This window comes from Devosia sp. FKR38 (assembly GCF_005222805.1).
GTDB lineage: Bacteria > Pseudomonadota > Alphaproteobacteria > Rhizobiales > Devosiaceae > Devosia.
This window is the reverse complement of sequence record NZ_STGC01000005.1, coordinates 2,059,357-2,080,719: the sequence shown is the minus strand read 5'-3', so window position 1 is coordinate 2,080,719 and position 21,363 is coordinate 2,059,357. Positions and strand designations below refer to the sequence as shown.

General features: G+C 63.8%; 20 protein-coding genes. 11 read left to right on the top strand and 9 right to left on the bottom strand.

The window, feature by feature from the left end:
• Nucleotides 1-5 precede the first annotated feature (5 nt).
• From E8M79_RS15005 to E8M79_RS14985, 5 genes are all read left to right on the top strand, one after another.
• Nucleotides 6-761 (top strand): ATP-binding cassette domain-containing protein, encoded by a 756-nt coding sequence (locus E8M79_RS15005; RefSeq protein ID WP_137152667.1) that lies wholly within the window; start codon nucleotides 6-8, stop codon nucleotides 759-761.
• Nucleotides 745-1,440 (top strand): ABC transporter ATP-binding protein, encoded by a 696-nt coding sequence (locus tag E8M79_RS15000; RefSeq protein ID WP_137152666.1) that lies wholly within the window; start codon nucleotides 745-747, stop codon nucleotides 1,438-1,440. The genes E8M79_RS15005 and E8M79_RS15000 overlap by 17 nt, the downstream gene beginning before the upstream one ends.
• Complete coding sequence (locus E8M79_RS14995; RefSeq protein WP_137152665.1) at nucleotides 1,440-2,288, top strand: branched-chain amino acid ABC transporter permease; 849 nt, start codon at nucleotides 1,440-1,442, stop codon at nucleotides 2,286-2,288. Before E8M79_RS15000 ends, E8M79_RS14995 begins: the two co-directional genes overlap by 1 nt.
• Nucleotides 2,289-2,305: 17 nt before the next feature.
• Nucleotides 2,306-3,271 (top strand): branched-chain amino acid ABC transporter permease, encoded by a 966-nt coding sequence (locus tag E8M79_RS14990; RefSeq protein WP_171015880.1) that lies wholly within the window; start codon nucleotides 2,306-2,308, stop codon nucleotides 3,269-3,271.
• Between the two features lie 118 nt (nucleotides 3,272-3,389).
• Entirely contained in the window at nucleotides 3,390-4,835 is a 1,446-nt protein-coding gene (locus tag E8M79_RS14985) for an aldehyde dehydrogenase (protein WP_137152663.1), read from the top strand.
• A 153-nt stretch (nucleotides 4,836-4,988) separates the two neighbouring features.
• Here the strand turns inward: E8M79_RS14985 and E8M79_RS14980 are convergent, their stop codons facing one another.
• The 6 genes from E8M79_RS14980 to E8M79_RS14955 all read right to left on the bottom strand — a co-directional run bounded on the left by E8M79_RS14980 (nucleotide 4,989) and on the right by E8M79_RS14955 (nucleotide 10,751).
• Nucleotides 4,989-5,306: a hypothetical protein gene (locus E8M79_RS14980; protein ID WP_137152662.1), complete on the bottom strand. Its 318-nt coding sequence runs from the start codon at nucleotides 5,304-5,306 to the stop codon at nucleotides 4,989-4,991.
• Nucleotides 5,307-5,394: 88 nt separating this feature from the next.
• Nucleotides 5,395-5,817, bottom strand: a complete 423-nt coding sequence (locus tag E8M79_RS14975; protein ID WP_137152661.1) for a DUF4260 domain-containing protein — start codon at nucleotides 5,815-5,817, stop codon at nucleotides 5,395-5,397.
• Nucleotides 5,818-5,987: 170 nt separating this feature from the next.
• Nucleotides 5,988-6,956, bottom strand: coding sequence for an ABC transporter permease (locus E8M79_RS14970; protein ID WP_137152660.1), 969 nt, complete (start codon nucleotides 6,954-6,956; stop codon nucleotides 5,988-5,990).
• Nucleotides 6,957-6,978: 22 nt separating this feature from the next.
• Nucleotides 6,979-8,496: a sugar ABC transporter ATP-binding protein gene (locus tag E8M79_RS14965; RefSeq protein WP_137153400.1), complete on the bottom strand. Its 1,518-nt coding sequence runs from the start codon at nucleotides 8,494-8,496 to the stop codon at nucleotides 6,979-6,981.
• A gap of 141 nt (nucleotides 8,497-8,637) precedes the next feature.
• Entirely contained in the window at nucleotides 8,638-9,621 is a 984-nt protein-coding gene (locus E8M79_RS14960) for an ABC transporter substrate-binding protein (RefSeq protein ID WP_137152659.1), read from the bottom strand.
• 239 nt (nucleotides 9,622-9,860) lie between these two features.
• Nucleotides 9,861-10,751 carry a GntR family transcriptional regulator gene (locus tag E8M79_RS14955; protein ID WP_137152658.1) on the bottom strand — a complete coding sequence of 297 codons (891 nt, stop codon included), beginning with the start codon at nucleotides 10,749-10,751 and terminating at the stop codon, nucleotides 9,861-9,863.
• Nucleotides 10,752-10,932: 181 nt separating this feature from the next.
• Between E8M79_RS14955 and E8M79_RS14950 the strand changes: the two genes are divergently transcribed.
• On the top strand, nucleotides 10,933-11,943 hold the full coding sequence (locus tag E8M79_RS14950; RefSeq protein WP_137153399.1) for a zinc-binding alcohol dehydrogenase family protein: 1,011 nt from the start codon (nucleotides 10,933-10,935) through the stop codon (nucleotides 11,941-11,943).
• Between the two features lie 31 nt (nucleotides 11,944-11,974).
• Here the strand turns inward: E8M79_RS14950 and E8M79_RS14945 are convergent, their stop codons facing one another.
• Nucleotides 11,975-13,402 carry an aminobutyraldehyde dehydrogenase gene (locus tag E8M79_RS14945; RefSeq protein WP_137152657.1) on the bottom strand — a complete coding sequence of 476 codons (1,428 nt, stop codon included), beginning with the start codon at nucleotides 13,400-13,402 and terminating at the stop codon, nucleotides 11,975-11,977.
• Nucleotides 13,399-14,169 carry a gamma-glutamyl-gamma-aminobutyrate hydrolase family protein gene (locus E8M79_RS14940; protein ID WP_137152656.1) on the bottom strand — a complete coding sequence of 257 codons (771 nt, stop codon included), beginning with the start codon at nucleotides 14,167-14,169 and terminating at the stop codon, nucleotides 13,399-13,401. The genes E8M79_RS14945 and E8M79_RS14940 overlap by 4 nt, the downstream gene beginning before the upstream one ends.
• Before the next feature lie 104 nt (nucleotides 14,170-14,273).
• Here E8M79_RS14940 and E8M79_RS14935 point away from each other — a divergent pair, with 104 nt between their 5' ends.
• Both E8M79_RS14935 and E8M79_RS14930 read left to right on the top strand, forming a co-directional pair.
• On the top strand, nucleotides 14,274-15,638 hold the full coding sequence (locus E8M79_RS14935; protein ID WP_137152655.1) for a glutamine synthetase family protein: 1,365 nt from the start codon (nucleotides 14,274-14,276) through the stop codon (nucleotides 15,636-15,638).
• The gene (locus E8M79_RS14930) at nucleotides 15,638-16,942 is read left to right on the top strand and encodes an FAD-binding oxidoreductase (RefSeq protein ID WP_137152654.1); all 1,305 of its coding nucleotides are present in this window, start codon (nucleotides 15,638-15,640) and stop codon (nucleotides 16,940-16,942) included. The genes E8M79_RS14935 and E8M79_RS14930 overlap by 1 nt, the downstream gene beginning before the upstream one ends.
• 12 nt (nucleotides 16,943-16,954) lie before the next feature.
• On the opposite strand, the gene E8M79_RS14925 is transcribed toward E8M79_RS14930, so the two are convergent.
• On the bottom strand, nucleotides 16,955-17,992 hold the full coding sequence (locus E8M79_RS14925) for a LacI family DNA-binding transcriptional regulator (protein WP_137152653.1): 1,038 nt from the start codon (nucleotides 17,990-17,992) through the stop codon (nucleotides 16,955-16,957).
• Nucleotides 17,993-18,239: 247 nt separating this feature from the next.
• Here E8M79_RS14925 and E8M79_RS14920 point away from each other — a divergent pair, with 247 nt between their 5' ends.
• From E8M79_RS14920 to E8M79_RS14910, 3 genes are all read left to right on the top strand, one after another.
• Complete coding sequence (locus tag E8M79_RS14920; RefSeq protein WP_171015879.1) at nucleotides 18,240-19,274, top strand: Gfo/Idh/MocA family oxidoreductase; 1,035 nt, start codon at nucleotides 18,240-18,242, stop codon at nucleotides 19,272-19,274.
• Between the two features lie 12 nt (nucleotides 19,275-19,286).
• On the top strand, nucleotides 19,287-20,183 hold the full coding sequence (locus E8M79_RS14915) for a sugar phosphate isomerase/epimerase (RefSeq protein WP_137152651.1): 897 nt from the start codon (nucleotides 19,287-19,289) through the stop codon (nucleotides 20,181-20,183).
• Between the two features lie 67 nt (nucleotides 20,184-20,250).
• Nucleotides 20,251-21,306, top strand: a complete 1,056-nt coding sequence (locus E8M79_RS14910; RefSeq protein ID WP_137152650.1) for a LacI family DNA-binding transcriptional regulator — start codon at nucleotides 20,251-20,253, stop codon at nucleotides 21,304-21,306.
• The last annotated feature ends 57 nt before the right edge of the window (nucleotides 21,307-21,363 follow it).

Sequence of the window (21,363 nt, the reverse complement as noted above, 5' to 3'; positions counted from 1 at the left end):
TCACCATGTCCGAACCGGTCAACGCCCTCCTCGAGATACGGAGCGTATCGAAGTCTTACGGTGCGACTCCTGTTCTGGAGGGCGTAACCTTCAGCATGGCGCGTGGAGAGCTGCTGGGAATCATCGGACCCAATGGCTCGGGCAAGACAACCTTGTTCGGCACCATTTCCGGTGGTCTTCCGATCGATGCGGGGAGCGTCCGGCTCGATGGAGTTGATGTGTCCACGCTGAAGGCCTCGCGGCGGGCGCAAATGGGCATAGGACGCACCTTTCAGGTGCCACAAGCGTTTGCCGATATGTCGGTCTACGAGAACCTGCTGGTCGCTGCGCGTTTCGGTGCGCAGCTGGGGGGCAAAGCCGCCGATGAGCTGGTTGCCGACATCATGGACCTCACCAACTTTTCCGCCAGGGCAGACGCCCTGGCGGGCAAGCTGCCGCTGCTCGACCGCAAGCGGCTCGAACTGGCCCGTGCGCTCGCAACCCGGCCTTCGCTGCTGCTGCTCGACGAAATCGCCGGCGGCCTCACGGACGACGAGGCCCAGGAACTGGCCGCTACTGTGACCGGACTGGTGGGGCCCGACCTTGGGATCATCTGGATCGAGCATCTGGTCCATATCCTGACAGGGGCGGTGGACCGCCTGCTGGTGCTGGGCAATGGGGTTGTCGTGGCCGACGGGAGCCCCAAGGCCACCATGGAGAGCCCCGAGGTCCGTAAAATCTATCTCGGCCTGGAGCCTGACAGCGATGATCTCGATCACTAACCTGCACGCCGGTTACGGCGCATTGGCCGTCCTTTTCGGCATTGAGCTCAAGGTCGCGCGCGGGGATTGCCTGGCTTTGATCGGCGCCAATGGTGCTGGAAAGTCCACGCTTTTCAGCACCCTTTCCGGCCTCCTGGATGCCCAGCAGGGCGATATCCAGTTTGACGGCCAATCCATCATAGGCCTATCGCCCGTCACGATCGTCCAGCGTGGGTTGATCGTGGTGCCGGAAGGGCGCCGTCTGTTTGCCAGCCTGTCGGTCGAGGAAAACCTCCTGCTCGGCAAGAACAGCAAGCGCCAGGGCAACTGGACGCTGGAGCGGATCTACGATCTGTTTCCCACACTCGGGCCGCTCCGACACCGCAATGCGATGGCTCTGTCGGGCGGGCAACAGCAGCTTGTCGCGATCGGCAGAGCCCTGATGTCCAATCCTCTGGCGCTGCTGTGCGACGAGCTTTCGCTCGGGCTTTCCCCCGCGGCCGTCGATGTTGTCTATGAAGCGCTCAAGACAATCCGGCGCGAGGGACTGACGACGATCATCGTCGAACAGGACATCGGCCGCGCCTTGTCGTCGTCTGACAACTTCGCCTGTATCCGGCATGGCCAGATCGCTTTGGCGGGACGGTCCGACCAGGTGGACCGATCCGCTATTTCCGCAGCATATTTCGGGACACATTGATGGTCGAGATCCTTCTGAACGGCATCTTTATTGGCTCGTTATACGCCCTGTTCGGCATCGGCCTTGCGCTGACGCTGGGGTTGATGCGGCAGATCAATCTTGCCCACGGCGACCTGATCGTCCTGTCCGCTTACGCAGCCCTGGAGGCAACGCGCCTGACCGGCCTGCATCCGTTGATCGTCATGCCAGTTGTGGTGGTTGGCATGTATTTCATCGGCTGGGCGCTCCAACGCGTCTTGATTGAGCGGGTCATGGGGCGCGGAGAGACATCGCCCCTGCTGATCACCTTTGGTCTGTCGATGGTGTTGCAGAGCGCGATGCAGCTCGCCTTCACCGCCGATACGGCGTCCCTGGACCCCGGCTTTCTGGGGCCTGCCTCTGTCCAGATCGGCCCCTTGACCATGGGCCTTTTGCCAATCATCACCTTTGGTGTGTCCGTTGGCGTGTTCGCCCTGACCGCCGCAGTGTTTAACGCCACAAATTTCGGACGCTCCGTGCGCGCCACAGCCGATGATGCCCGGACGGCCACACTGATGGGCATCGACACCAAGAGCATTTTTTCCACGGCAATGGGCTTGTCGATCGCGGTGTCTGCAGTGGCCGCCATCTTCTTTGGCATGCGGGGAACATTTGGCCCCTTCGTGGGCGGCAACTGGATGCTCTACGCCTTCGAGACGGTCATTCTTGGGGGCCTGGGGTCGATCTGGGGCACTTTTGCAGGCGGGCTCATCCTGGGCGTTTCACAGGCGCTGGGCGGGATGATCCAGCCAAGTTTTGCGCCACTGCTGGGGCATATCGTGTTTCTCGTTGTCCTCCTGGTCCGGCCACGCGGCCTTTTTGCGAAATGACATCAATGACCGCAAACATGAACCTCGTACGCTCCATCATCTTTCTCTGTGTTGCGTTGGCAGCCTTGGCGATCGCACCGTTCGTCATGCCCGCCAAGGCCATGACGATTTTGATCGAGTTCTGTGCCGTCCTCGCTCTGGCGCTGATCTGGAATGTTCTAGCCGGCTTCGCGGGCCTTTTCCTGATGGGTTTTCAGGTCTTCATCGGCGTGGGCGGCTATGTGCTGTTTGTGACAGCCAACCAGATGGGCGTGGTGCCCTTCTATCTGCTTCCTGTGGCCGCACTCGGTGGCGGCCTGCTGGCGGTGGCCATTGCCCCTGCGCTCTTCCGCTTGTCCGGCGCGCAGCTGGCGATCGGGTCCTGGGTAATCGCCGAGATCGTCCGGCTGGTTGTCTACCATACGGACGCCTTGGGCGCCGGCGGCGGCATCTCGCTGATCGTGATGCGCATCGTGCCCCGCGTCGACCGCCTTCCCCTGACCTATGGCGCGGCTGTCCTGGTGCTGGTGATCACGCTGCTGGCCATCGTCTTGCTGATGAACTCCAAATATGGCCTGGCGCTACGGGCGATGCGAGACAATGAGGTGGCGGCAGAAGCCCTGGGCGTGAACGTCTTCTGGATGAGAATGGCCGTGCTGGTCATCGGCGGCGCGCTGGCAAGTGCGGCTGGCGCGGCCTACTATCTGCTTGCCCTCAACATCTCGCCGACGTCGGGCTTTTCCATCAACTGGACGGCGACGATCCTGTTCATCGTCATCCTGGGTGGCATCGGCACGGTCGAGGGACCCATTCTGGGTGCCATAATCTACTTCGCCCTGCGCGAGCTGCTGATCGATGCGGGGACCGCCTATTTTATCGCCATCGGTACTTTGGCGATCATGGTAACAGTATTCCTGCCAGGAGGGCTTTGGGGATTGGTCCGCAGGCTTGTGCCTTTCGACCTTCTCCCGATTCGAAAAGTCGCTCCAGCGCGCAGGACTTAGCAGGTCGCCGACAGGGAGACGGCGCCAAGGTTCCGGCCAAAGCCGGGCCGGTACATTCCAACATGGCCGAGATGCTCGGCTTCCAACAACAAGCGCGAAGGCGCAGGGAGATTACGTCATGGATATCGAACTTCTTATTGATGGAGCCGCGCGCGCTGCAGCCGACGGCGCTACATTCGACCGCATGGACCCATATACCGGTCAGTTGGCCAGCCGCTCCGCCGCCGCCGGCGTTGCCGATGCCAACGCTGCCGTCGAGGCGGCGGCCCAGGCCTTCAAGACCTGGTCCAGGACTGGCCCCGGTCAGCGTCGTTCCCTGCTGAACAAGGCTGCTGATGTCATGGCCGGCAAGGTGGCCGAGTTCACCCAACTGATGATCGAGGAAACGGGTTCGACCGCACCTTGGGCTGGCTTCAACGTCATGCTGGCTGCCAACATGCTGCGCGAAGCTGGCGCCATGACCACGCAGATCAGCGGCGAAATCATCCCGTCAGACAAGCCCAATACCCTGGCCATGGGGATTCGCCAGCCCGCAGGCGTCTGCCTGGGCATCGCACCATGGAACGCCCCTGTGATCCTGGGAACCCGAGCGATCGCCATGGCAATTGCCTGTGGCAATACGGTGGTCCTCAAGGCATCGGAGGCCTGCCCCGGCGTGCACCGACTGATCGGGCAGTGCCTGCACGAAGCCGGCATGCCGGCGGGGGTGATCAATGTGATCACCAACGATCCCAAGGACGCTGCGGTGATCGTGGAAACCCTGATCGCGCACCCCGCCGTGCGGCGTGTAAACTTCACCGGCTCGACGGCAGTGGGCAAGCGCATCGGTGAACTGGCTGGCAGGCATCTCAAGCCCGCTCTGCTCGAGTTGGGCGGCAAGGCGCCATTCATCGTCCTGGATGACGCCGATATCGATGGTGCCGTGAATGCGGCGATCTTTGGCGCCTATATGCACCAGGGTCAGATCTGCATGTCCACCGAGCGCATCATCGTGGACAACAAGGTCGCGGACGCCTTCGTCGACAAGCTTGCGGCCCGTGCTGCGCAACTGCCTGCGGGCGATCCGCGTGGCCATGTGGTGATCGGCTCCCTCATCAGCCTTGCCGCCGCCGAAAAGAACGAGGCCCTGGTGGCCGACGCCGTGGCCAAGGGCGCGGTCCTGCGTGCGGGTGGCAATCGTAGCGGAACCGTGGTCGAGGCCACTGTTCTGGACAATGTCACGCCCGCCATGCGGGTCTATACCGAGGAATCGTTCGGCCCGGTCAAACCAATCATCCGCGTCGATGGCGAAGACGAAGCGATCCGCGTCGCCAATGACACCGAGTATGGACTGTCGTCGGCGGTGTTCAGCCGCGATATCCAGCGCGCACTCGGCGTTGCCGCCCGGCTGGAATCGGGGATCTGCCACATCAATGGCCCAACCGTGAGTGACGAGGCCCAGATGCCATTCGGGGGCATGAAGGGGTCCGGCTACGGTCGCTTCGGCGGCAAGGCCGCGATCGCCGAATTCACCGACCTGCGCTGGGTCACGATCGAAGACGCCGGCCAGCACTATCCCTTCTAGGCAGCCCCCCAGTTGCACAGGTCAGACCGGCAGGCGCCAGCCTGCCGGTCGCCCGAAGTCGCAAAGGCTTGCCGTGTGTTGGCCAGGGCGCTGCCCCAGAGCGGGTGCATCGACGTCCCCTATGGTTCGACTGCAAGCGCACACCCATGCCGCTCAGGCAAATCGTACCAGACCGGCAATGCGGGCGGACATGAGCCGTGACTGGTCGTTGGCCGCCGGCGACAGCCTTGGGCCCTTGCGCAGGAGCAATTTGGCTTCGGCGCTCTCAAACACTTCATGCGCAATGCGCACCACGCCATCGCGGGGCACAGGATTGTGGGCCACGCCGAACTCGACACCTGCGATGATGATGAACGCGGCGATTTCGCCCACCGGCCTGGTGCGCAGCCCGATCAAGACCTTTGGATAGCGCGACTGAAACGCGCGTAACGACCCGCAAGACCAGACCATCGACAAGGCCTTCGACGGCAACCATCCCTACGGTTCCTGTGCGTCGAGCCCGAGTGTTACCCTGATCGGTGCCTGGCCGCGTGGTGCGCGGCCGGCGGATTGTGGCTGCCTATTTGTTGCGGCCGATGCGACCGAGGTGGGTCTGGTTGAAGGCCGTGACGTATTTCAGCCCGTAGCCCATGGCGCGGTCAAAGCCGGCATGCGCGGCCAGGATCAGCGCCAACTGCCAGAGCAGGGGCATGCCCGAGAACCAGCCGAGGGCGCCCAGGGCCAGGGCGGTTGCATAGCTATGTACAAAGTTATAGGCGGCGCCGCCGAGACGCGGACTGACGGTGTAGAAGGCAAAGGACAGGTCTGGCGCGAAGAACAGCGCTGCAAAGAGCCAGAGATTGCCGCCGGAGATGACATAGGCCGTTGTGGCGGCGGCGAAGATGGACAGGCCCTCAAGGCGCAGCAGGCTGCGCACGCCGCCGGTGACGGCGCCGTTGGTGGAGACAATGTTGGAAGCGGTGGCGGAAGCGGTGGTGGACATGGCAGGCATCCCGGGCTGAGTGGCGGAGCGCGTCTGTTGCGCTGGTGTGATGCCGATGTAGCGCGGGACGTGGCGCGACCAAATTGACCAAGGCCGTATAGAGACTATGCAAAAGCGAATGGCACCCGGCTGGGCCGGATGCCATTGCGGTCGTCGGGAACGGTTGGCCGTCAGCGGTTGCGGCGGCGGAGCTGGTCGAAGAAGACGATGACGATGATCAGCACGCCTGTGATGATGCGCTGCCAGAAGGAATTGACGTTCAGCAGATTGGCGCCATTGGCGATGGTGGCCAGGATGAAGGCGCCGATGAGCGGGCCGTGTACCGAGCCGATGGCGCCGAACAGCGAGGTGCCGCCGATGACGGTGGAGGCAATGGCCTGCAGTTCCCAGCCGTCACCCTGGGTGGCATTGCCGACGCCCAGGCGGGCGGCCAGCATGACGCCGACGAAGGCGGCGAACATAGACGACAGGCCATAGGCGATAAAGATCATCTTGGGCACAGAGACGCCGGAGAGGCGCGCCGCCTCGGGATTGGAGCCGACGGCATAGAGATAGCGGCCCCATTTGGACAGGTGCAGGAAGACAAAGGCCGGAATGGCCACGATCACGACCATCCAGAACAGGTTGGGCACGCCCAGAAAGCTCTCGCGCGAGAAGAGGGTGAAGGCCTCATTGGTGATGTTGATGGTCGAGCCATTGGTGATCAAAAGGCCGATGCCGCGCAGCGAGGTCAGTGTCGCCAGGGTGATGATGAAGGGCGGCAGGCCCATCTTGACGATGCCGAAGGCGTGGAAGCAGCCGATGGCGAGGCCCACCGCCAGGGTGATGAGGATGGCAATCGGAATGGGCACGCCCGCCTGCAGCAGGCCGGCGACCACGACGGTGGAAAAGCCCACCACGGCGCCCACCGACAGGTCGATGCCGGCGGTGATGATGACGAAGGTCTGGCCGATGGCCAGAATGGCGATCATCGAGCCCTGACGCAGCAGGTTCGAGATATTGTTGCCCGTGGCAAAGCTGGGCGTGGCGATCGAGAGCACGATGCACAGCAGCAGCAGCAGGCCCACCAGGGTGAGCGCGAACAGGAAGTTGAAGTTCCTCTTGGGGGCAACGCTCGTTGGCGTGACTTCGGTGGTCATTGTTGTCTCCAGTCTGGGGCGTTCAGACGCCGATGGCCTCGGCGAGGATGTCTTCGTGCGTTTTTTCACGGTAGGCCTGACTGCCCACCAGATGCCCGTCCCGGAAGACGTGCAGCGTATCGGCCAGCTCATAGACCTCGGGCAGATAGGACGAGATCAGGATGATGCCGGCACCATTCTTGAGCAGCTTGGCAAAGAGGCGATAGATCTCGGCCTTGGTGCCGACGTCGACGCCCACGGTGGGCTCGTCGAAGATGAAGAGTTCGGCGCCATGGTTGAGCCATTTGCCGATGACGATCTTCTGCTGGTTGCCGCCGGACATGGACGAGGCCAGCGAATTGCGCGACGGCGTCTTGATACCCAGATCCTTGATCTGCTGGTCGGCGCGGCGCTTTTCCTCGCCGGCATTGACCACAATGCCGCTGTTGATCTGGTCATAGACCGGCAGGTTGATGTTGAGCCCAATGGGCAGGTTGAGATTGAGGCCCTGGTCGCGGCGGCTCTCGGGGGCCAGAGCAATGCCCAGGTCGATGGCGGTGCGCTCATTGCGCATGTCGACCACATTGCCCTGCCAGACGATGTCGCCCGCGGTCTTGGGATTGCGGCCGAAGACGCTGAGCGCGAATTCGCTACGGCCGGCGCCGATCAGGCCATAGAGGCCGACGATCTCGCCAGCGCGGACCGTGAGCGAGACATTGTTGAAGCCCTTGCCGCTGAGATTGCGAGTCTCCAGCAGGACCTTGCCGAGGGGAATGGCTTCCTTGTGGTAGATCTGCTCGAGCGAGCGGTTGATCATCAGGGCGACCAGCTCGGCATCATTGGTGTCGGAAATGTTGCGCGTGCCCACCAGGGTGCCGTCGCGCAGCACCGAGACGCGGTCGGCCAGCTCGAAGACTTCCTCCATGCGGTGGCTGATGTAGACGATGGTGACGCCTTCGTCCTTGAGCCGGCGGATGAGCGCGAAGAGCTGTGCCGCCTCCGAGCGGGTGAGATAGGCGGTGGGCTCATCAAAGATGATGAATTTGGTGCCGCGTAGCGAGGCGCGGGCGGTGGCGACCAGCTGCTGCTGACCGATGGTGAGATCGCCCAAGAGGATATCGGCGGGCAGGTTGAAGCCCATGTCGTCGAGGATCTTCTGGGCAGCGCGGGTCATTTCGCGCTTCTGCAGCAGGCCGAATTTGACGGCCTCGTCGCCGAGGAAAATATTGGCAGCCACGCTGAGATGGCGGCAGAGCACCACTTCCTGGTGCACGGCATTGATGCCGTGGGCAATGGCCTCATTGGGGGTGGCGAGCTCGACCTCGGCGCCGTTCCAGACGATCTTGCCGCCGGTGCGGCGGATGACGCCGGTGAGCAGCTTGATCAGGGTGGATTTGCCGGCGCCATTCTCGCCGACGATGGCGTGGATTTCGCCGCGGCGGAAGGCCAGCGAGGCGGGCTTGAGCGCCTGGATGAAGCCATAGCGCTTCTCCAGCTCGCGCAGCTCAAGGATGGGTTGCGCATCCGCGTTCGACGACGCGTCAGGGCTGCCGCTGCGCATGGCGGCGCCCGTTGATAGATCAGTCACTGTGAGTTCCCCCGCCGTGGCAGTGCCGCGCGGTCCTTGTGCCTGACCGTCACGGCGCAATTGGAACCGGGGCGCCCGGCGGAGTCAATCCGCAGCGCGCCCCGGATAGCCGGACTAGTTGACCTTGGGGTTCAACAGTTCCTGGCTGCGGGCTTCTTCCATGTTGGCGGTGGTGATCAGGTTCGCACCGGTGTCGACAAACGCCTCGACCTTTTCGCCCTTGGAGGCGGCGAGGGCCGTCTTGATGCCGTCATAGCCCATGCGGTAGGGGTCCTGAACGACCAGGCCATCGATGGTGCCGTCCTTGAGGAAGCCAACGAGCTTTTCGTCGCTGTCGAAGCCGATCAGCGAAACCTTGTCGGCAACGCCGTTTTCAGCGAGGGCCTGACCAGCGCCCTGGGCCATGATCAGGTTGGAGGCGAAGATGCCGACCAGGTTGGGATTGGCGGTCAGCAGGTCGGTGGTGATGTTGAGGCCGGTTGCGGCCTGACCATCGGCATATTTGTCGGCAACCAGCTTGATGCCCGGGTACTTGGCGAGCTCTTCGATAAAGCCCTGCTTGCGCTCTTCGAGCGAGCCGGCGTTCGGCACCGAGGTGATCAGGGCGACTTCGCCCTCTTCCTTGCCGGTGGCAGCCTTGACGGCGGCAACCAGGCCCTGGGCTGCAATACGGCCGCCCTGGACGTTGTCGGTGGTCAGGAACGAGGTGAAGGCGGTCGAGTCAGCCGAGGAGTCGATGCCGATGATCGGAACGGACTTGGCGGCTTCGGTGATCGGCGCGCCGAGAGCCGACTTTTCGGTGGGGGCGATCACCACGGCAGCGGGCTTGCCGGCAACGGCGTTCTCGAGGATCGAGATCTGGCCGTTGATGTCGGTTTCGGCCTGGGCGCCCAGTTCGGGAACATTGACGCCGAGATCCTTACCAGCGGCGCGGGCGCCGGCCAGAACGATCTGCCAGTAGAAGGACGTGGTGTCCTTGACGATGATCGGGATCGTGACGTCCTGCGCGGAGGCCGGAGACACGCCGAGCATGCCTGCAGCCAGGGCGACTGCGGACAGGCCCATCACGGCGCGGCGATTCAACTTGCTGAAATTCATGGTTCTTCTCTCCCTTTGTGCGCGGTGCTGCGGATATTCTGTGTCCGTCAGCGCGCGTGATATCTATGCACGTCTCAAGCAGCCTGCAAAATGTTTTTTATGCAGAGTAAACAGAGCAAAGAATGTATGATCTGTTTTCGCTTGGCGTGGATCAAACATTCTAAAATAACTTCCGTCAAGGAGCAATTTGCGACTCGTGCACCGCAATCGGGCTTGTGGCGGCAGCGGGCACTGCTGGGTCAGTGGGCGTCAAAGGCCGCCAGCATGGTCTTGCGGGCGGAGGCGAGATGGAGGCTGCAGGCGGCATGAACCTGGACCAGATCGCGACTGAAGAGGGCCTGGATATAGGCCAGATGCTCGCGGATGGCGGTCTCGTTGCGCAGGCGCTCGTCGCGCTTGTTCCACTGGTAGTGGTAGTGAAAAATGAAGGTGATGATGTCGTAGAAATCATCGATGAAGCGATTGGGCACCGCCGAATTGATGAGCCGGTGGAAGCGGTTGTCGAGGTCGGAGAAGTCCTGGAAACGGGCGTCGATCTGGTTGAGCAGCTCGTGATGCTGGCGCTCGATGGCGCGCAGACGGGGCCAGATGGTGGCGCTATCCGGCAGGCGGACGAGGGCGCGGGCCGACCGCAGCTCGAACATCTCGCGGATCTCGAACAGTTCCATGGCGAAGTCGCGGGTGAAGCCCATAAAGACCCAGCCGGCATTGGGGCGCTTGGCGATCAGGCCAAAGCGGCGGAAGCGGTTGAGGAATTCGCGGATGCCGGTGGTGCCGACGCCAAAGGCGCGGGCCAGCTCGAGTTCATTGATCTGGGTGCCGGGCTGGGCATGGCCGCGCAGCATCCATTCCATGAAATGGACTTCCACCTGCTGGGCCGTGGCGATGGTTTCGGTGTGGGGGAAATGGGCATCGTCGGGCACAGCGGTGGCGATGATGCGGTTGCGCCCCTGGCCGGTGATGTAGCCGCGCTCGGCCAGATGGGCGAGCACCTTGCGCACGGTGGTGCGGCTGACACCGAGATCGGCGCTGAGGGCATTTTCCGAGGGCAGGGGGGCGCCGGTACCGGCGGCGCTGAGCAGGGTCAGTGTCTGGTTGAAGGCCTGCTTGAATACGGTGTCAGTCTTCACGGCGGCGCTGCTCCTGTCTTTCACTTATCGATAAAAAACAATTTGACGAGGACTTGTCCAGACGGTTTGTCTCCGCATCTGGCCCGCCAGTGCGCCGGGCACCAGCCCGGCTGCGTGACGGCGCCAAGCGGTCCGGCCAGGACCAAGCAGGACCCATACAGGACCCATGACCATGACTGCGATGAACGCTCTGATCTGTTCGGAACCCGGCGTGTTGAGCGTGATCGAGCGCCCCAAGGCGGAGCGGGCGCCCGGCGAAGTGCTGGTGCGGCCGCGGCGCGTTGGGATCTGCGGCACCGACTATCACATCTATGAGGGCAAGCACCCGTTCCTGGCCTATCCGCGCGTGATGGGCCATGAGCTGGCCGTGGAAGTGGTGGAGCCGGGCGACAGCGACTTCAAGGCCGGCGAAGTGGTGGTGGTGAACCCCTATCTGTCGTGCGGGACCTGCATTGCCTGCCGGCGCGGCAAGCCCAATTGCTGCACCAAGATTGCCGTGCTGGGTGTGCATCGCGATGGCGGCATGGCCGAATTCATCTCACTGCCAGCCAAGAACCTGGTGCGGGCCGAGGGCCTGTCGGCCGACGCCTGCGCGACGGTGGAGTTCCTGGCCATTGGCGCCCATGCGGTGCGCCGGGCGAGCCTGGATGATACCGACCGCGTGCTGGTGATCGGCGCCGGGCCGATCGGCTTTGGCGCGGTGCTGTTTGCAACCCTCTCGGGCGCCAAGGTGACCGTCATGGACCGCGACCAGGAGCGGCTGGCCGCGGCGCGCGATCTGTTCTCCATTGCCGGCACGATCACTGCTGATGACAGCGTGGATGCACAGGTGGCTGCGGCGACCGATGGCGAAGGCTTTGACGTGGTGTTCGACGCCACGGGCAACCAGGGCTCGATCGAAAAGGGCTTCGACTTCGTGGCCCATGGCGGGCGCTATGTGCTGGTGAGCGTGGTCAAGGGCGACATCACCTTTGTGGACAGTGACTTCCACCGCAAGGAAATGTCGATCTTCGGCAGCCGCAATGCCACCTCGGTCGATTTCGAGCGGGTGATTGCGGCCATTCGCAATGGCCAGGTGCCGATCGACAAGCTGATCACCCACCGCACGACGCTGGCGGGGGCAGTGACCGACCTGCCGCGCTGGGCGACGCAGAAGAGCGGGCTGATCAAGGCCGTGATCGAGATCGCCTGAGATGCATAGACGGTGACGGGCCCGGGGTCCGTCACCCCAGCATGAGGTGACGGATCTGGGTGTAGTCGATCAGCGACTGCATGGAGAGATCGGAGCCATAGCCGGAATTCTTCATGCCGCCATGGGGCATTTCGGTGGCCATGACGCCATGGGTATTGATCCAGGTGACGCCATATTCGAGCGCATTGGCGATCTCGATGGCGGTGTCGGTGCGGGCTGACCAGACCGAGGAGCCCAGGCCATATTCAGAGGCATTGGCCCAGTCGATGGCGGTCTGCACCTCGTCAAAGCGGGTGAGACTGACGACGGGGCCGAAGACCTCTTTTTGCACGATCTCGGCTTCGATGGGCGCGACGACCAGCGCCGGGGCGACGAAGAAGCCGGCGGCTTCCGTGACCGAGCGCTGCATGACGTCGGCGCCGGCGGCGCGGGCGCGTTCGACAAAGCCAGTGACGCGCTCCTGCTGGCGAGCGCTGATGACCGGGCCGAATTCGACATCGGTGCGCCCGGGCTGGCCATAGACGAGCTGGCCGACCATGGTTTCGAGCTTGTCGGTAAGGGCCTGGGCGACGCCGGACTGCACGAAGATGCGGCAGGCGGCGGTGCAATCCTGGCCGGCATTGTAGAAGCTGGCTTCGCGCAGCGTCTCGACGAGCTTGTCGAGATCGGCATCGTTGCAGACGATGACCGGGGCCTTGCCCCCCAGCTCGAGATGGGTGCGCTTGATCATGGGGCCGGCGGCGGCTTCGAGCACGGCGCGGCCGGTGCGGATGTCGCCGGTGAGCGAGATCATGCGCACCAGATCATGCGAGATGAGCTGGCGGCCCACGTCCGGGCCATTGCCGCAGACGATGTTGACGACGCCGGGGGGCAGGATGTCGGTGAAGATCTCGCCCAGAGCGAGCAGGCTCAGCGGGGTCATTTCCGAGGGCTTGATGACCACAGCATTGCCGGCAGCGATGGCCGGGGCGATCTTCCAGGCGGCCATGAGCAGCGGATAGTTCCAGGGCGCGATCTGGGCGATGACGCCGATGGGGTCGCGGCGGATAAGGCTGGTGTGGCGGGACGAGCGGTAGTTGCCGGCAGCGGGGGCCGGCATGTTGCGCACGGCGGTGGCAAAGAAGCGGAAGACATCGGCGACATTGGCCAGTTCACCGGCTTCGACAAAGCGCAGCGGCTTGCCGGCATTGCGCGATTCGATGGCAGCCAGGTTGGCGACGCGGGATTCGATGGCATCGGCAATGGCCAGCAGGGCCTTGCTGCGTTCGCGCGGGGTGAAACGGGACCAGGACTTGTAAGCGGTGTTGGCGGCCTGGACAGCAGCGTCGATCTGCTCCGGGCTTGCCGAGGCAACGTCGGCAATGGCAGTGCCGCGGGCGGGGTCGTAGGCCGTTTCAATGGCACCCTGGCCAGCAACGGACTCGCCGCCGATCAGCAGGCGCGTATCAAAAGCAATCATGAAGCAGTCTCCGATCCGGGGGCGGCAAGGTAGCGTGCCCGCGCAGACTGACCCAGATAATGCCAGAAGGCGAGATCGTGGGGCCGGCTCTCTGGCTGCCACTCAGGATGCCACTGTACCGCAAAGACTGGGGCAGCGGTGTGGCTGGCCGAAATGGCCTCGATGATGCCATCGGCGGCAGTGGCATTGGCGACCAGGCCCTGGCCCAGCGCATCGATGGCCTGGAAATGCACGCTGTTGACGCGCAGGCTGGCTGCGCCGGCATAGCGATCAAGCAGGCTGCCGGGGAGGACGGCGATGTCATGGGCATGGCCGAACATGGCGGCGAGATCGGCATCGTCGGGGGCATGGTGGGTTGCGGCGGCAGGCGAGCTGCGCATGTCCCGCAGGGTGCCGCCAAAGGCGACGTTAATCTCCTGCAAGCCGCGACAGATGCCGAAGACGGGCTTGCCGGCATCGACTGCGGCATGGATGAGGGCGGCACTGAAACCATCGCGGCCAGCATCGGTGGGCGCCATGGCCGGCGCGGCGGAGGCATAGCGGACGGGGTCGATATTGGAGCTGCTGCCGGTGAGCAGGATGGCGTCGAGGCGGGCGATGATGGCGGCAGCATTGGCCGGGTCCTGAAAGGACGGCAGGATGACCGGCGCAGCGTCGGCAAAGCGGCTGACGCCCTCAAGATAGCGCAGCTTGACGGTCTGGGCCGATTCGCCTTCGACCTGGCGGGCGCAGGCCATGACACCGATTACGGGGCGGGGGTGATCCATCTGGGCGGCCTGCCTTTTGCACGTGTTTGCCAGGCGGCCTCCCTAACCGGGCGATCACCTGCTAGGGTATTGGCTATGACACACAAAAAAGACGGCGGACAGGCATGAGCACCAATTTCACCGGCAACGCCGATATCGTGACCTGGCTGGCTCAGAACCCCCAGATCGAAGTGCTGCACACGGCGGTGTGCGATCTCAACGGCATCATGCGCGGCAAGCGCATTCCCATCGACCAGGCCCGGCGCATTGCCGACAACGGCATCCGCATGCCGCTGTCGATCGTGGGCGTGGATGTGTGGGGCGAGGACATCGTGGGCAATCCGATGGTGTTCTCCAGCGGTGACACGGACGGTATCTGCAGCCCGACCGGGCGCGGGGCGCTGCCGATCAACTGGACGACACGACCGAGCGCGATGATCCCACTGTGGCTGTTCGAGGATGCGCGCACGCCTTTCCTGGGTGACCCGCGCCAGGCGCTGGCGCATGTGACGCGGCGCTATGCCGAGCATGGGCTGACCCCGGTGGTGGCGACCGAACTGGAATTCTACCTGGTGGATCCGGAAGCGGATTCGGCGATGCCGCCGATCTCGCCCTATACGGGCAAGCGACTGGATTCGGACGCCATCCTGTCGCTCGATGAGTTGGAGGACTTTGGCGAGTTCTTCCGCGACGTCTATCTGCAGTGTGAGCAGCAGAATGTGCCGGCTGACACGGCCGTGGCCGAGAACGGCGTGGGGCAGTTCGAGATCAACCTGCTGCACACCAATGACGCGCTCAAGGCGGCCGATGATGCCGTGCTGTTCAAGCGCATCGTCAAGGGCGTGGCGCGCAAGCACAAGCTGGTGGCCACCTTCATGGCCAAGCCCTATGGCGCGCGCTCGGGCAATGGCTTTCACGTGCATTTCAGCCTCAACGATGCGGCGGGCAATAATGTGTTCGACGACGGCACCGAGACCGGCTCGGATGTGATGCTGCATGCCGTGGGCGGGCTCTTGGCCGGCATGGCGGAATCGACGCTGCTGTTCGCGCCGCATTTCAATTCCTATCGCCGGCTGCGGCCGGACACCCATGCGCCAAGCGCAATTTCCTGGGGCTATGAGAACCGCACCACGGCGGTGCGCATTCCGGGTGGCAATCCCAAGGCGCGGCGTATCGAGCACCGCGTGGCCGGGGCCGATGCCAATCCCTATCTGGTGCTAGCGGGCATTCTGGGCGCGGCGCTGGCGGGGATCGAGGACAGCAAGAAGCCGCCCAAGCCCTTTGCCGGGCGGGCCTATTCGGAGCGTCTGCCCAAGCTGCCGGCGGACTGGGCTTCGGCCGTCAATGCGTTCGAGGATGGCGACATGATCCCGCGCATCTTTGATCCGGTGTTGCAGTCGATGTTCGTCAACTGCAAGCGGCAGGAGATTGCCGGCTTTGCCTCGCAGGTGACGGACCTTGAGTTCAGCGCCTATCTGGAGGTGGTGTGATGACCCCGGCCAAGACGGTGGCGGATGGCCGCTATCCACCCAGCTATTACGCCGCGTCGCGCGCCATTGAGCGCACGCCCGTGCCGCTGATGGGCGATGTGTCGGCTGACGTCTGCGTGGTGGGCGCGGGCTATTCGGGCCTGTCGGCGGCGCTGCACCTGGCCGAAAAGGGCTTCAAGGTGGTGATCGTGGAAGCCGCAGAAGTGGGCTGGGGCGCCTCGGGACGCAATGGCGGACAGGTGGTGAACGGGCTCAATGCGAGCCTTGAAACCATCGAGCGGCGCTATGGCACAAGCACGGCCAATTTCGTGGGCGGGCTGGTGCAGGAGGGCGCCGGGATCATCTATGACTGGGTGGCGCGCTATGGCATCGACTGCGACCTCAAGCGCGGCAATATCTATGCGGCCTATACGGCCCAGCATATGCGGGGCCTTGAGGACAAGCAGGCGCTGTGGCGCCGGCATGGCATGGATGACCACGAAATTCTCGACCAAGAGGGCATCCGTCGCCATATCGGCAGCACGGCCTATGTGGGCGGGATGATCGACCATTCGGGCGGGCATATGCACCCGCTGAACCTGGCGCTGGGGGAGGCCAAGGCCTTCGAGAGCCTGGGCGGGGTGATCCATGAGCGCTCGCCGGTGACCAAGGTGGAACAGGATGGGGCCGGCGCCAGGGTGATCACGGCGCAGGGCCGGGTGACGGCCAAGGCCGTGCTGGTGTGCGGCAATGCCTATTTGGGCAATGTGGTGCCGGAGCTGACGGCGCGGGTGATGCCAGTGTCGACGCAGATGATGGCGACGGCGCCGCTGGGCAAGGAGCGGGCCGAGGCCCTGTTGCCGAGCGGCATGTGCGTGGAAGACGTGCGCTATATCCTCGATTATTTCCGGCTTAGCGCCGATCACCGGCTGATCTTTGGCGGCGGCGTCGTCTATGGCGGCACCGATCCGGCCGATGTGGTGGCCAAGCTGCGGCCGAACCTGGACAAGGTGTTTCCCCAACTCAAGGATGTGACAATCGACTATGCCTGGAGCGGCAATTTTGCGCTGTCGTTCTCGCGCGTGCCGCAGTTGGGGCGACTGGGCGAGCGGGTGTATTTCGCGCATGGCTACAGCGGGCACGGCATCACCGGCTCGCATCTGTTTGGGCGCATCCTGGGCGAAGCGGTGCGTGGAGACCTGACGCGTTTCGATACCTTCGCCAGCCTGCCGTGGATCCCGTTTCCGGGCGGGCGGATGTTCCGGGCGCAGTATTCGACACTGGGCTCGTGGTGGTATGCGCTCAAGGACCGGCTGGGCTGGTAGGCAGCCCGGCGCTCAACGCGGAATGATGAAGTCGTCGCTTTCGCCGGGCACCAGCTCGAGCGGCCAGATGCGGCGCACCAGGCCCTGGGGATAGATCTCGGCATAGGCGGGCATGGAGGCGAGCAGGGATTCGCCGAGTGCCACGCCCAGATCGCGCAGCGACAGGCGGAAGCAGGTGAGCGGCGGCGAGAGGAAACGCGACTGCGGGCCTTCGCGGAAACCGATGACGGCAATGTCGCGACCGGGGCGTACGCCGGCCTCGTTCAGCCGGCGATAAAGGCCGATGGCCATCATCTCATAGATCAGGATGACCGCCGTGGGCCGCTCGGGCAGGTTGAGCAGTTCATGTGCAATCTGATAGCCGCCCTGTTCGGATGAGCCGGCGCGGATGATCAGCGCGGGGTCGAAGGGAATGCCGTGGCGGGCCAGGGCGGCCTTATAGCCTTCGAAGAACACGAAGCCCAGGTTGATATCATTGCTGGGCAGGCCCACGGCAATGCGGCGATGGCCCTTGGCGACCAGGCGATCGACGCCGCGATTGACCACGCCCTCGAAATCGAGATCGATCCAGGGATGCGGTCCCGGCGTGCCCGAACGGCCCAGGGCGACGAAGGGCAGGCGGGCATTGGCCAGCAGCTCGATGCGGGCATCGCGGCGATGGGTGGCCGAGATGATCATGCCATCGACCATGCCGCGGGCCACCATGCGGCGCAGATATTGGCTGGGGTCCTCCTCGGTGGAGCAGGGCAGGACCACAAGATCGAGGTGGTGGCGGCTGAACGCGGCCTGCACGCCGTCGATGACACCGAGAAAGAAGTTGTCGCCATTGCCGGCTGTGTCGGCGCCCGATTCAATGGTGAAGCCGATGGCCTTGGTGCTGCCCTCGCGCAGGCTGCGCCCGGCCTGATTGGGCACATAGCCCATGGCGGCGGCGGCCTCGAGCACGCGGGCGCGGGTTTGCTCGTTGACGTCAGGCTTGCCATTGAGGGCGCGCGAGACGGTGCCGATCGAGATATCGAGTTGCTGGGCGAGGCGCCGAATGCCCTTCATGTCGCTGGTCCCCCTGAACCGCCTGTCTGCTGCAGGCCTTGATTATGCATTGTACCGGGCTGAGGCGCTTGGCAAGCATTGCGCTCGATCCCGGACATAAGTATGATTTTTCTCCGAAACGTTTACGAAGCCCTATTGACAGGTTCGCGATCCTAAAAGTATCGTCGTAAACGTTTACGGGACATGCCCGCAGCGATACCCACGGCAAAGATGGGTAGGCGCGCATGGTCCCAGGGAGGGTTGCATTTTGGTATTCAAGGCCGTTCTCGCGGGTTGTGGCGCCATGTCCAAAGGGTGGCTGTCGGCGATTGCCGAGCATCCGCTGCTCAAGGGGCGCGTCGAGGTTGTGGGTCTGGTCGATCTGGACCGTGCCACGGCGGAAGCGCGTGCCGCCGAATTCGGGCTGAGCCAGGCTGTGATCGGCACGGAGCTTGATGCCGTGCTGAGCCAGACCAAGCCCGATATCCTGTTTGACGTGGTGGTGCCCGTGGCTCGTGCCGGCGTGGTGGCGACCGGGCTGCGTCACGGTTGCCATGTGCTGAGCGAAAAGCCGATGGCGGCGACGCTGGCAGCAGGCCGCGAGATGATCGCCCAGGCCAAGGCGGCGGGCCGCATTCATGCCGTAGTGCAGAACCGCCGCTTCATCGCCGGGGTGCGCCGCATCCGTCGGCTGATCGAAAGCGGGGCGCTGGGCGAGGTGACGGCGCTGCATTGCGACTTCTTCGTGGGCGCCCATTTCGGCGGCTTCCGCGAGCAGATGGAAAATGTGCTGCTGCTGGACATGGCGATCCATACGCTGGACGCCGCGCGCTATATGGCGGGCGCGGCGCCCAAGGCGGTGTATTGCCTGGAAACCAATCCGGCAGGCTCGTGGTATGCGCATGGCGCGGCCGCCAATGCGATCTTCGAATTCGACCAGGGCGTGGTGTTCAACTATCGCGGCAGCTGGTGCGCTGAGGGCGCCAATACCAGCTGGGAAGCGGCATGGCGCATCGTGGGCACCAAGGGCACGCTGACCTGGGATGGTGGCGATGCCTTCGTTGCCAATGTGGTGGCGGGGGATACCGGTTTCTTCCGCGACCTCAAGCCGATCGACGTCCCCGAACCAGCCGATATCGACCAGACCCATGGCCATGCCAGCGTGCTGGCCGATTTCCTCGATGCCATTGTCAGCGGCCGCGCCCCCGAAACGGTGGGCAGCGACAATATCAAGAGCCTGGCCATGGTGTTTGCCGCCATCGAAAGCGGCAAGACCAAGCAGCGCGTTCTCATTGAAGCCTAGAAAGTTACTGTTGTGAGCAATCCCGCAAAATCGATCCGTATCGGCACCATGATCCAGGCCACCGAGGGCAAGGCGCCGGAGAATATCGCCGCCATTGCCGACCTGGGCTTTGAGAGCTTCGAGCCCTTCTTCTGGCAGAGCACGCATGGCCAGGACCTGGCTGAGCTGGGCAAGCGGTGCAAGGACGCCATCGGCGACCGTGACATCGAGATCAATACGATCGGCATGTTCGGCAATCCGCTGGAAGACCAGGAAATGGACCGCCAGACCCTGCAGGGCTGGAAGGACTGCATCGACAATGCGCATCACTTCGGCGCCACCTGCGTGGCGGGCTTCACCGGCCGCGTGCGCAACAAGCCGCTGACCGACAGCCTGCCGCAGTACAAGAAGGTATGGAGCGAGCTGGCCAAGCGCGCTGCTGACAAGGGCGTCAAAATTGCCTTCGAAAACTGCGCCATGGACGGCAACTGGGCCACGGGCGACTGGAACATCGCGCATAATCCCGACGCCTGGGAGCTGATGTTCAACGAGACGCCGGACGACAATATCGGGCTCGAGTGGGAGCCCTGCCACCAGATGGTCTATCTGATCGATCCCATGCCGCAGATCCGCAAGTGGGCGCACAAGTTCTTCCATGTGCACGGCAAGGACGCGACGATCCGCTGGGAAGTGATCAAGGAGCATGGCGTCTTCGGCAAGGAGAAGTTCGTGTTCATGCGTACGCCGGGCTTTGGCGACAGCAACTGGACCGACATCATTTCCGAACTGCGTCTGGCCGGGTTCAAGGGCTCGATCGATATCGAGGGCTGGCATGACCCGGTCTATCGTGGCGACCTGGAGATGACCGGCCAGGTGGCGGCGCTGAACTATCTCAAACAGTGCCGCGGCGGCGATTACGTTGCCGTGTGATGTGATCCAAGATTGCTTGACGCTGTGTGAGAAACCGTTTTATCAAAGCTGAGAAAAGGGTTTTCCAGTGAGGTACGCCGACGTGGCCAAGGCTGAGCGCATTCGCATCTACGACGTTGCGCGCGTTGCTGGAGTCAGCGTCGCGACGGCGTCCAAGGCGCTCAACGATACCGGCCGCATGACCGAGCAGACGCGGGAACGCGTCAAGCAGACGGCGGCGGCCCTGGGCTTCCGGCCCAATGCCATGGCCCGGGCGCTGACGCAGCAGCGCAGCTTCACCATTGGTCTGTTGACCAATGACACCTATGGCCGCTTCACCCTGCCGGTGATGGCCGGCGTGGCCGAGGCGCTGGTGGATCAGGGCGTGTCGGTGTTCCTGTGCGGCATCGAGGATGACGCGGCGCTGGGGCAGATCCATGTCGATGCGATGCGCGACAAGCAGGTCGACGGCATCATTGCCGCCGGCAAGCGTATTGACCGCCGGCTGCCGGTGGACCTGTCGAACCTGGCCATTCCGGTGGTCTATGTGTTCACAGAAGGCCCCGAGGACGCCATTACCCTGGTGTCGGACGACGAGCAGGGCGCGCGCGAGGCGGTGGAATGGCTGGTGCAGCTGGGGCGCCAGCGGGTGGTGCATATCACCGGCCCCGCCAGCTTTGCCTCGGTGACGGCGCGCGAGACGGCCTATCGCGATGTGGTGGGTGCGGGCGCCCAGGTGCTCAACGGGCCATGGTCCGAAGCCTGGGGGCATGAAGCAGTGGCAAAGCTGTGGGATGCAGAGGGGCCGCATCCGGACGGTATTTTCTGCGGCAATGACCAGATCGCCCGTGGCGTGGTGGATGCACTGCGCGAACGCGGTGTGGATGTGCCGGGCGATGTGTCGGTGGTGGGGTTCGACAATTGGGAGATCGTGGCTGCCGCGACGCGGCCGCCACTGAGCACCGTGGACATGAACCTCAAGGAAATGGGCCGCGAGGCCGGACGACTGATTTTGCAGCTGGCGGAGGGCAAGGCTGTACCAGCCGGCATCCGTAAGCTGCCATGCAAGCTCCTGGTTCGCCAATCCTGTGGCAGCGCGCTGCGCGCCAGTCACAGCAATGGGGAGGCGCGCCTGGGGATATGAGCAAGCGCCACCGTGAACGTTGCAGCGTTCACGATGGCTTTGGTGGGCCGCGCGGGA

Coding starts and splice junctions, on each gene's coding strand:
- E8M79_RS15005 (WP_137152667.1), top strand. CDS start 6: ATGTCCGAACCGGTCAACGCCCTCCTCGAGATACGGAGCGTATCGAAG.
- E8M79_RS15000 (WP_137152666.1), top strand. CDS start 745: ATGATCTCGATCACTAACCTGCACGCCGGTTACGGCGCATTGGCCGTC.
- E8M79_RS14995 (WP_137152665.1), top strand. CDS start 1,440: ATGGTCGAGATCCTTCTGAACGGCATCTTTATTGGCTCGTTATACGCC.
- E8M79_RS14990 (WP_171015880.1), top strand. CDS start 2,306: ATGAACCTCGTACGCTCCATCATCTTTCTCTGTGTTGCGTTGGCAGCC.
- E8M79_RS14985 (WP_137152663.1), top strand. CDS start 3,390: ATGGATATCGAACTTCTTATTGATGGAGCCGCGCGCGCTGCAGCCGAC.
- E8M79_RS14975 (WP_137152661.1), bottom strand. CDS start 5,817: ATGTCCACCACCGCTTCCGCCACCGCTTCCAACATTGTCTCCACCAAC.
- E8M79_RS14970 (WP_137152660.1), bottom strand. CDS start 6,956: ATGACCACCGAAGTCACGCCAACGAGCGTTGCCCCCAAGAGGAACTTC.
- E8M79_RS14965 (WP_137153400.1), bottom strand. CDS start 8,496: ATGCGCAGCGGCAGCCCTGACGCGTCGTCGAACGCGGATGCGCAACCC.
- E8M79_RS14960 (WP_137152659.1), bottom strand. CDS start 9,621: ATGAATTTCAGCAAGTTGAATCGCCGCGCCGTGATGGGCCTGTCCGCA.
- E8M79_RS14950 (WP_137153399.1), top strand. CDS start 10,933: ATGAACGCTCTGATCTGTTCGGAACCCGGCGTGTTGAGCGTGATCGAG.
- E8M79_RS14945 (WP_137152657.1), bottom strand. CDS start 13,402: ATGATTGCTTTTGATACGCGCCTGCTGATCGGCGGCGAGTCCGTTGCT.
- E8M79_RS14940 (WP_137152656.1), bottom strand. CDS start 14,169: ATGGATCACCCCCGCCCCGTAATCGGTGTCATGGCCTGCGCCCGCCAG.
- E8M79_RS14935 (WP_137152655.1), top strand. CDS start 14,274: ATGAGCACCAATTTCACCGGCAACGCCGATATCGTGACCTGGCTGGCT.
- E8M79_RS14930 (WP_137152654.1), top strand. CDS start 15,638: ATGACCCCGGCCAAGACGGTGGCGGATGGCCGCTATCCACCCAGCTAT.
- E8M79_RS14925 (WP_137152653.1), bottom strand. CDS start 17,992: ATGAAGGGCATTCGGCGCCTCGCCCAGCAACTCGATATCTCGATCGGC.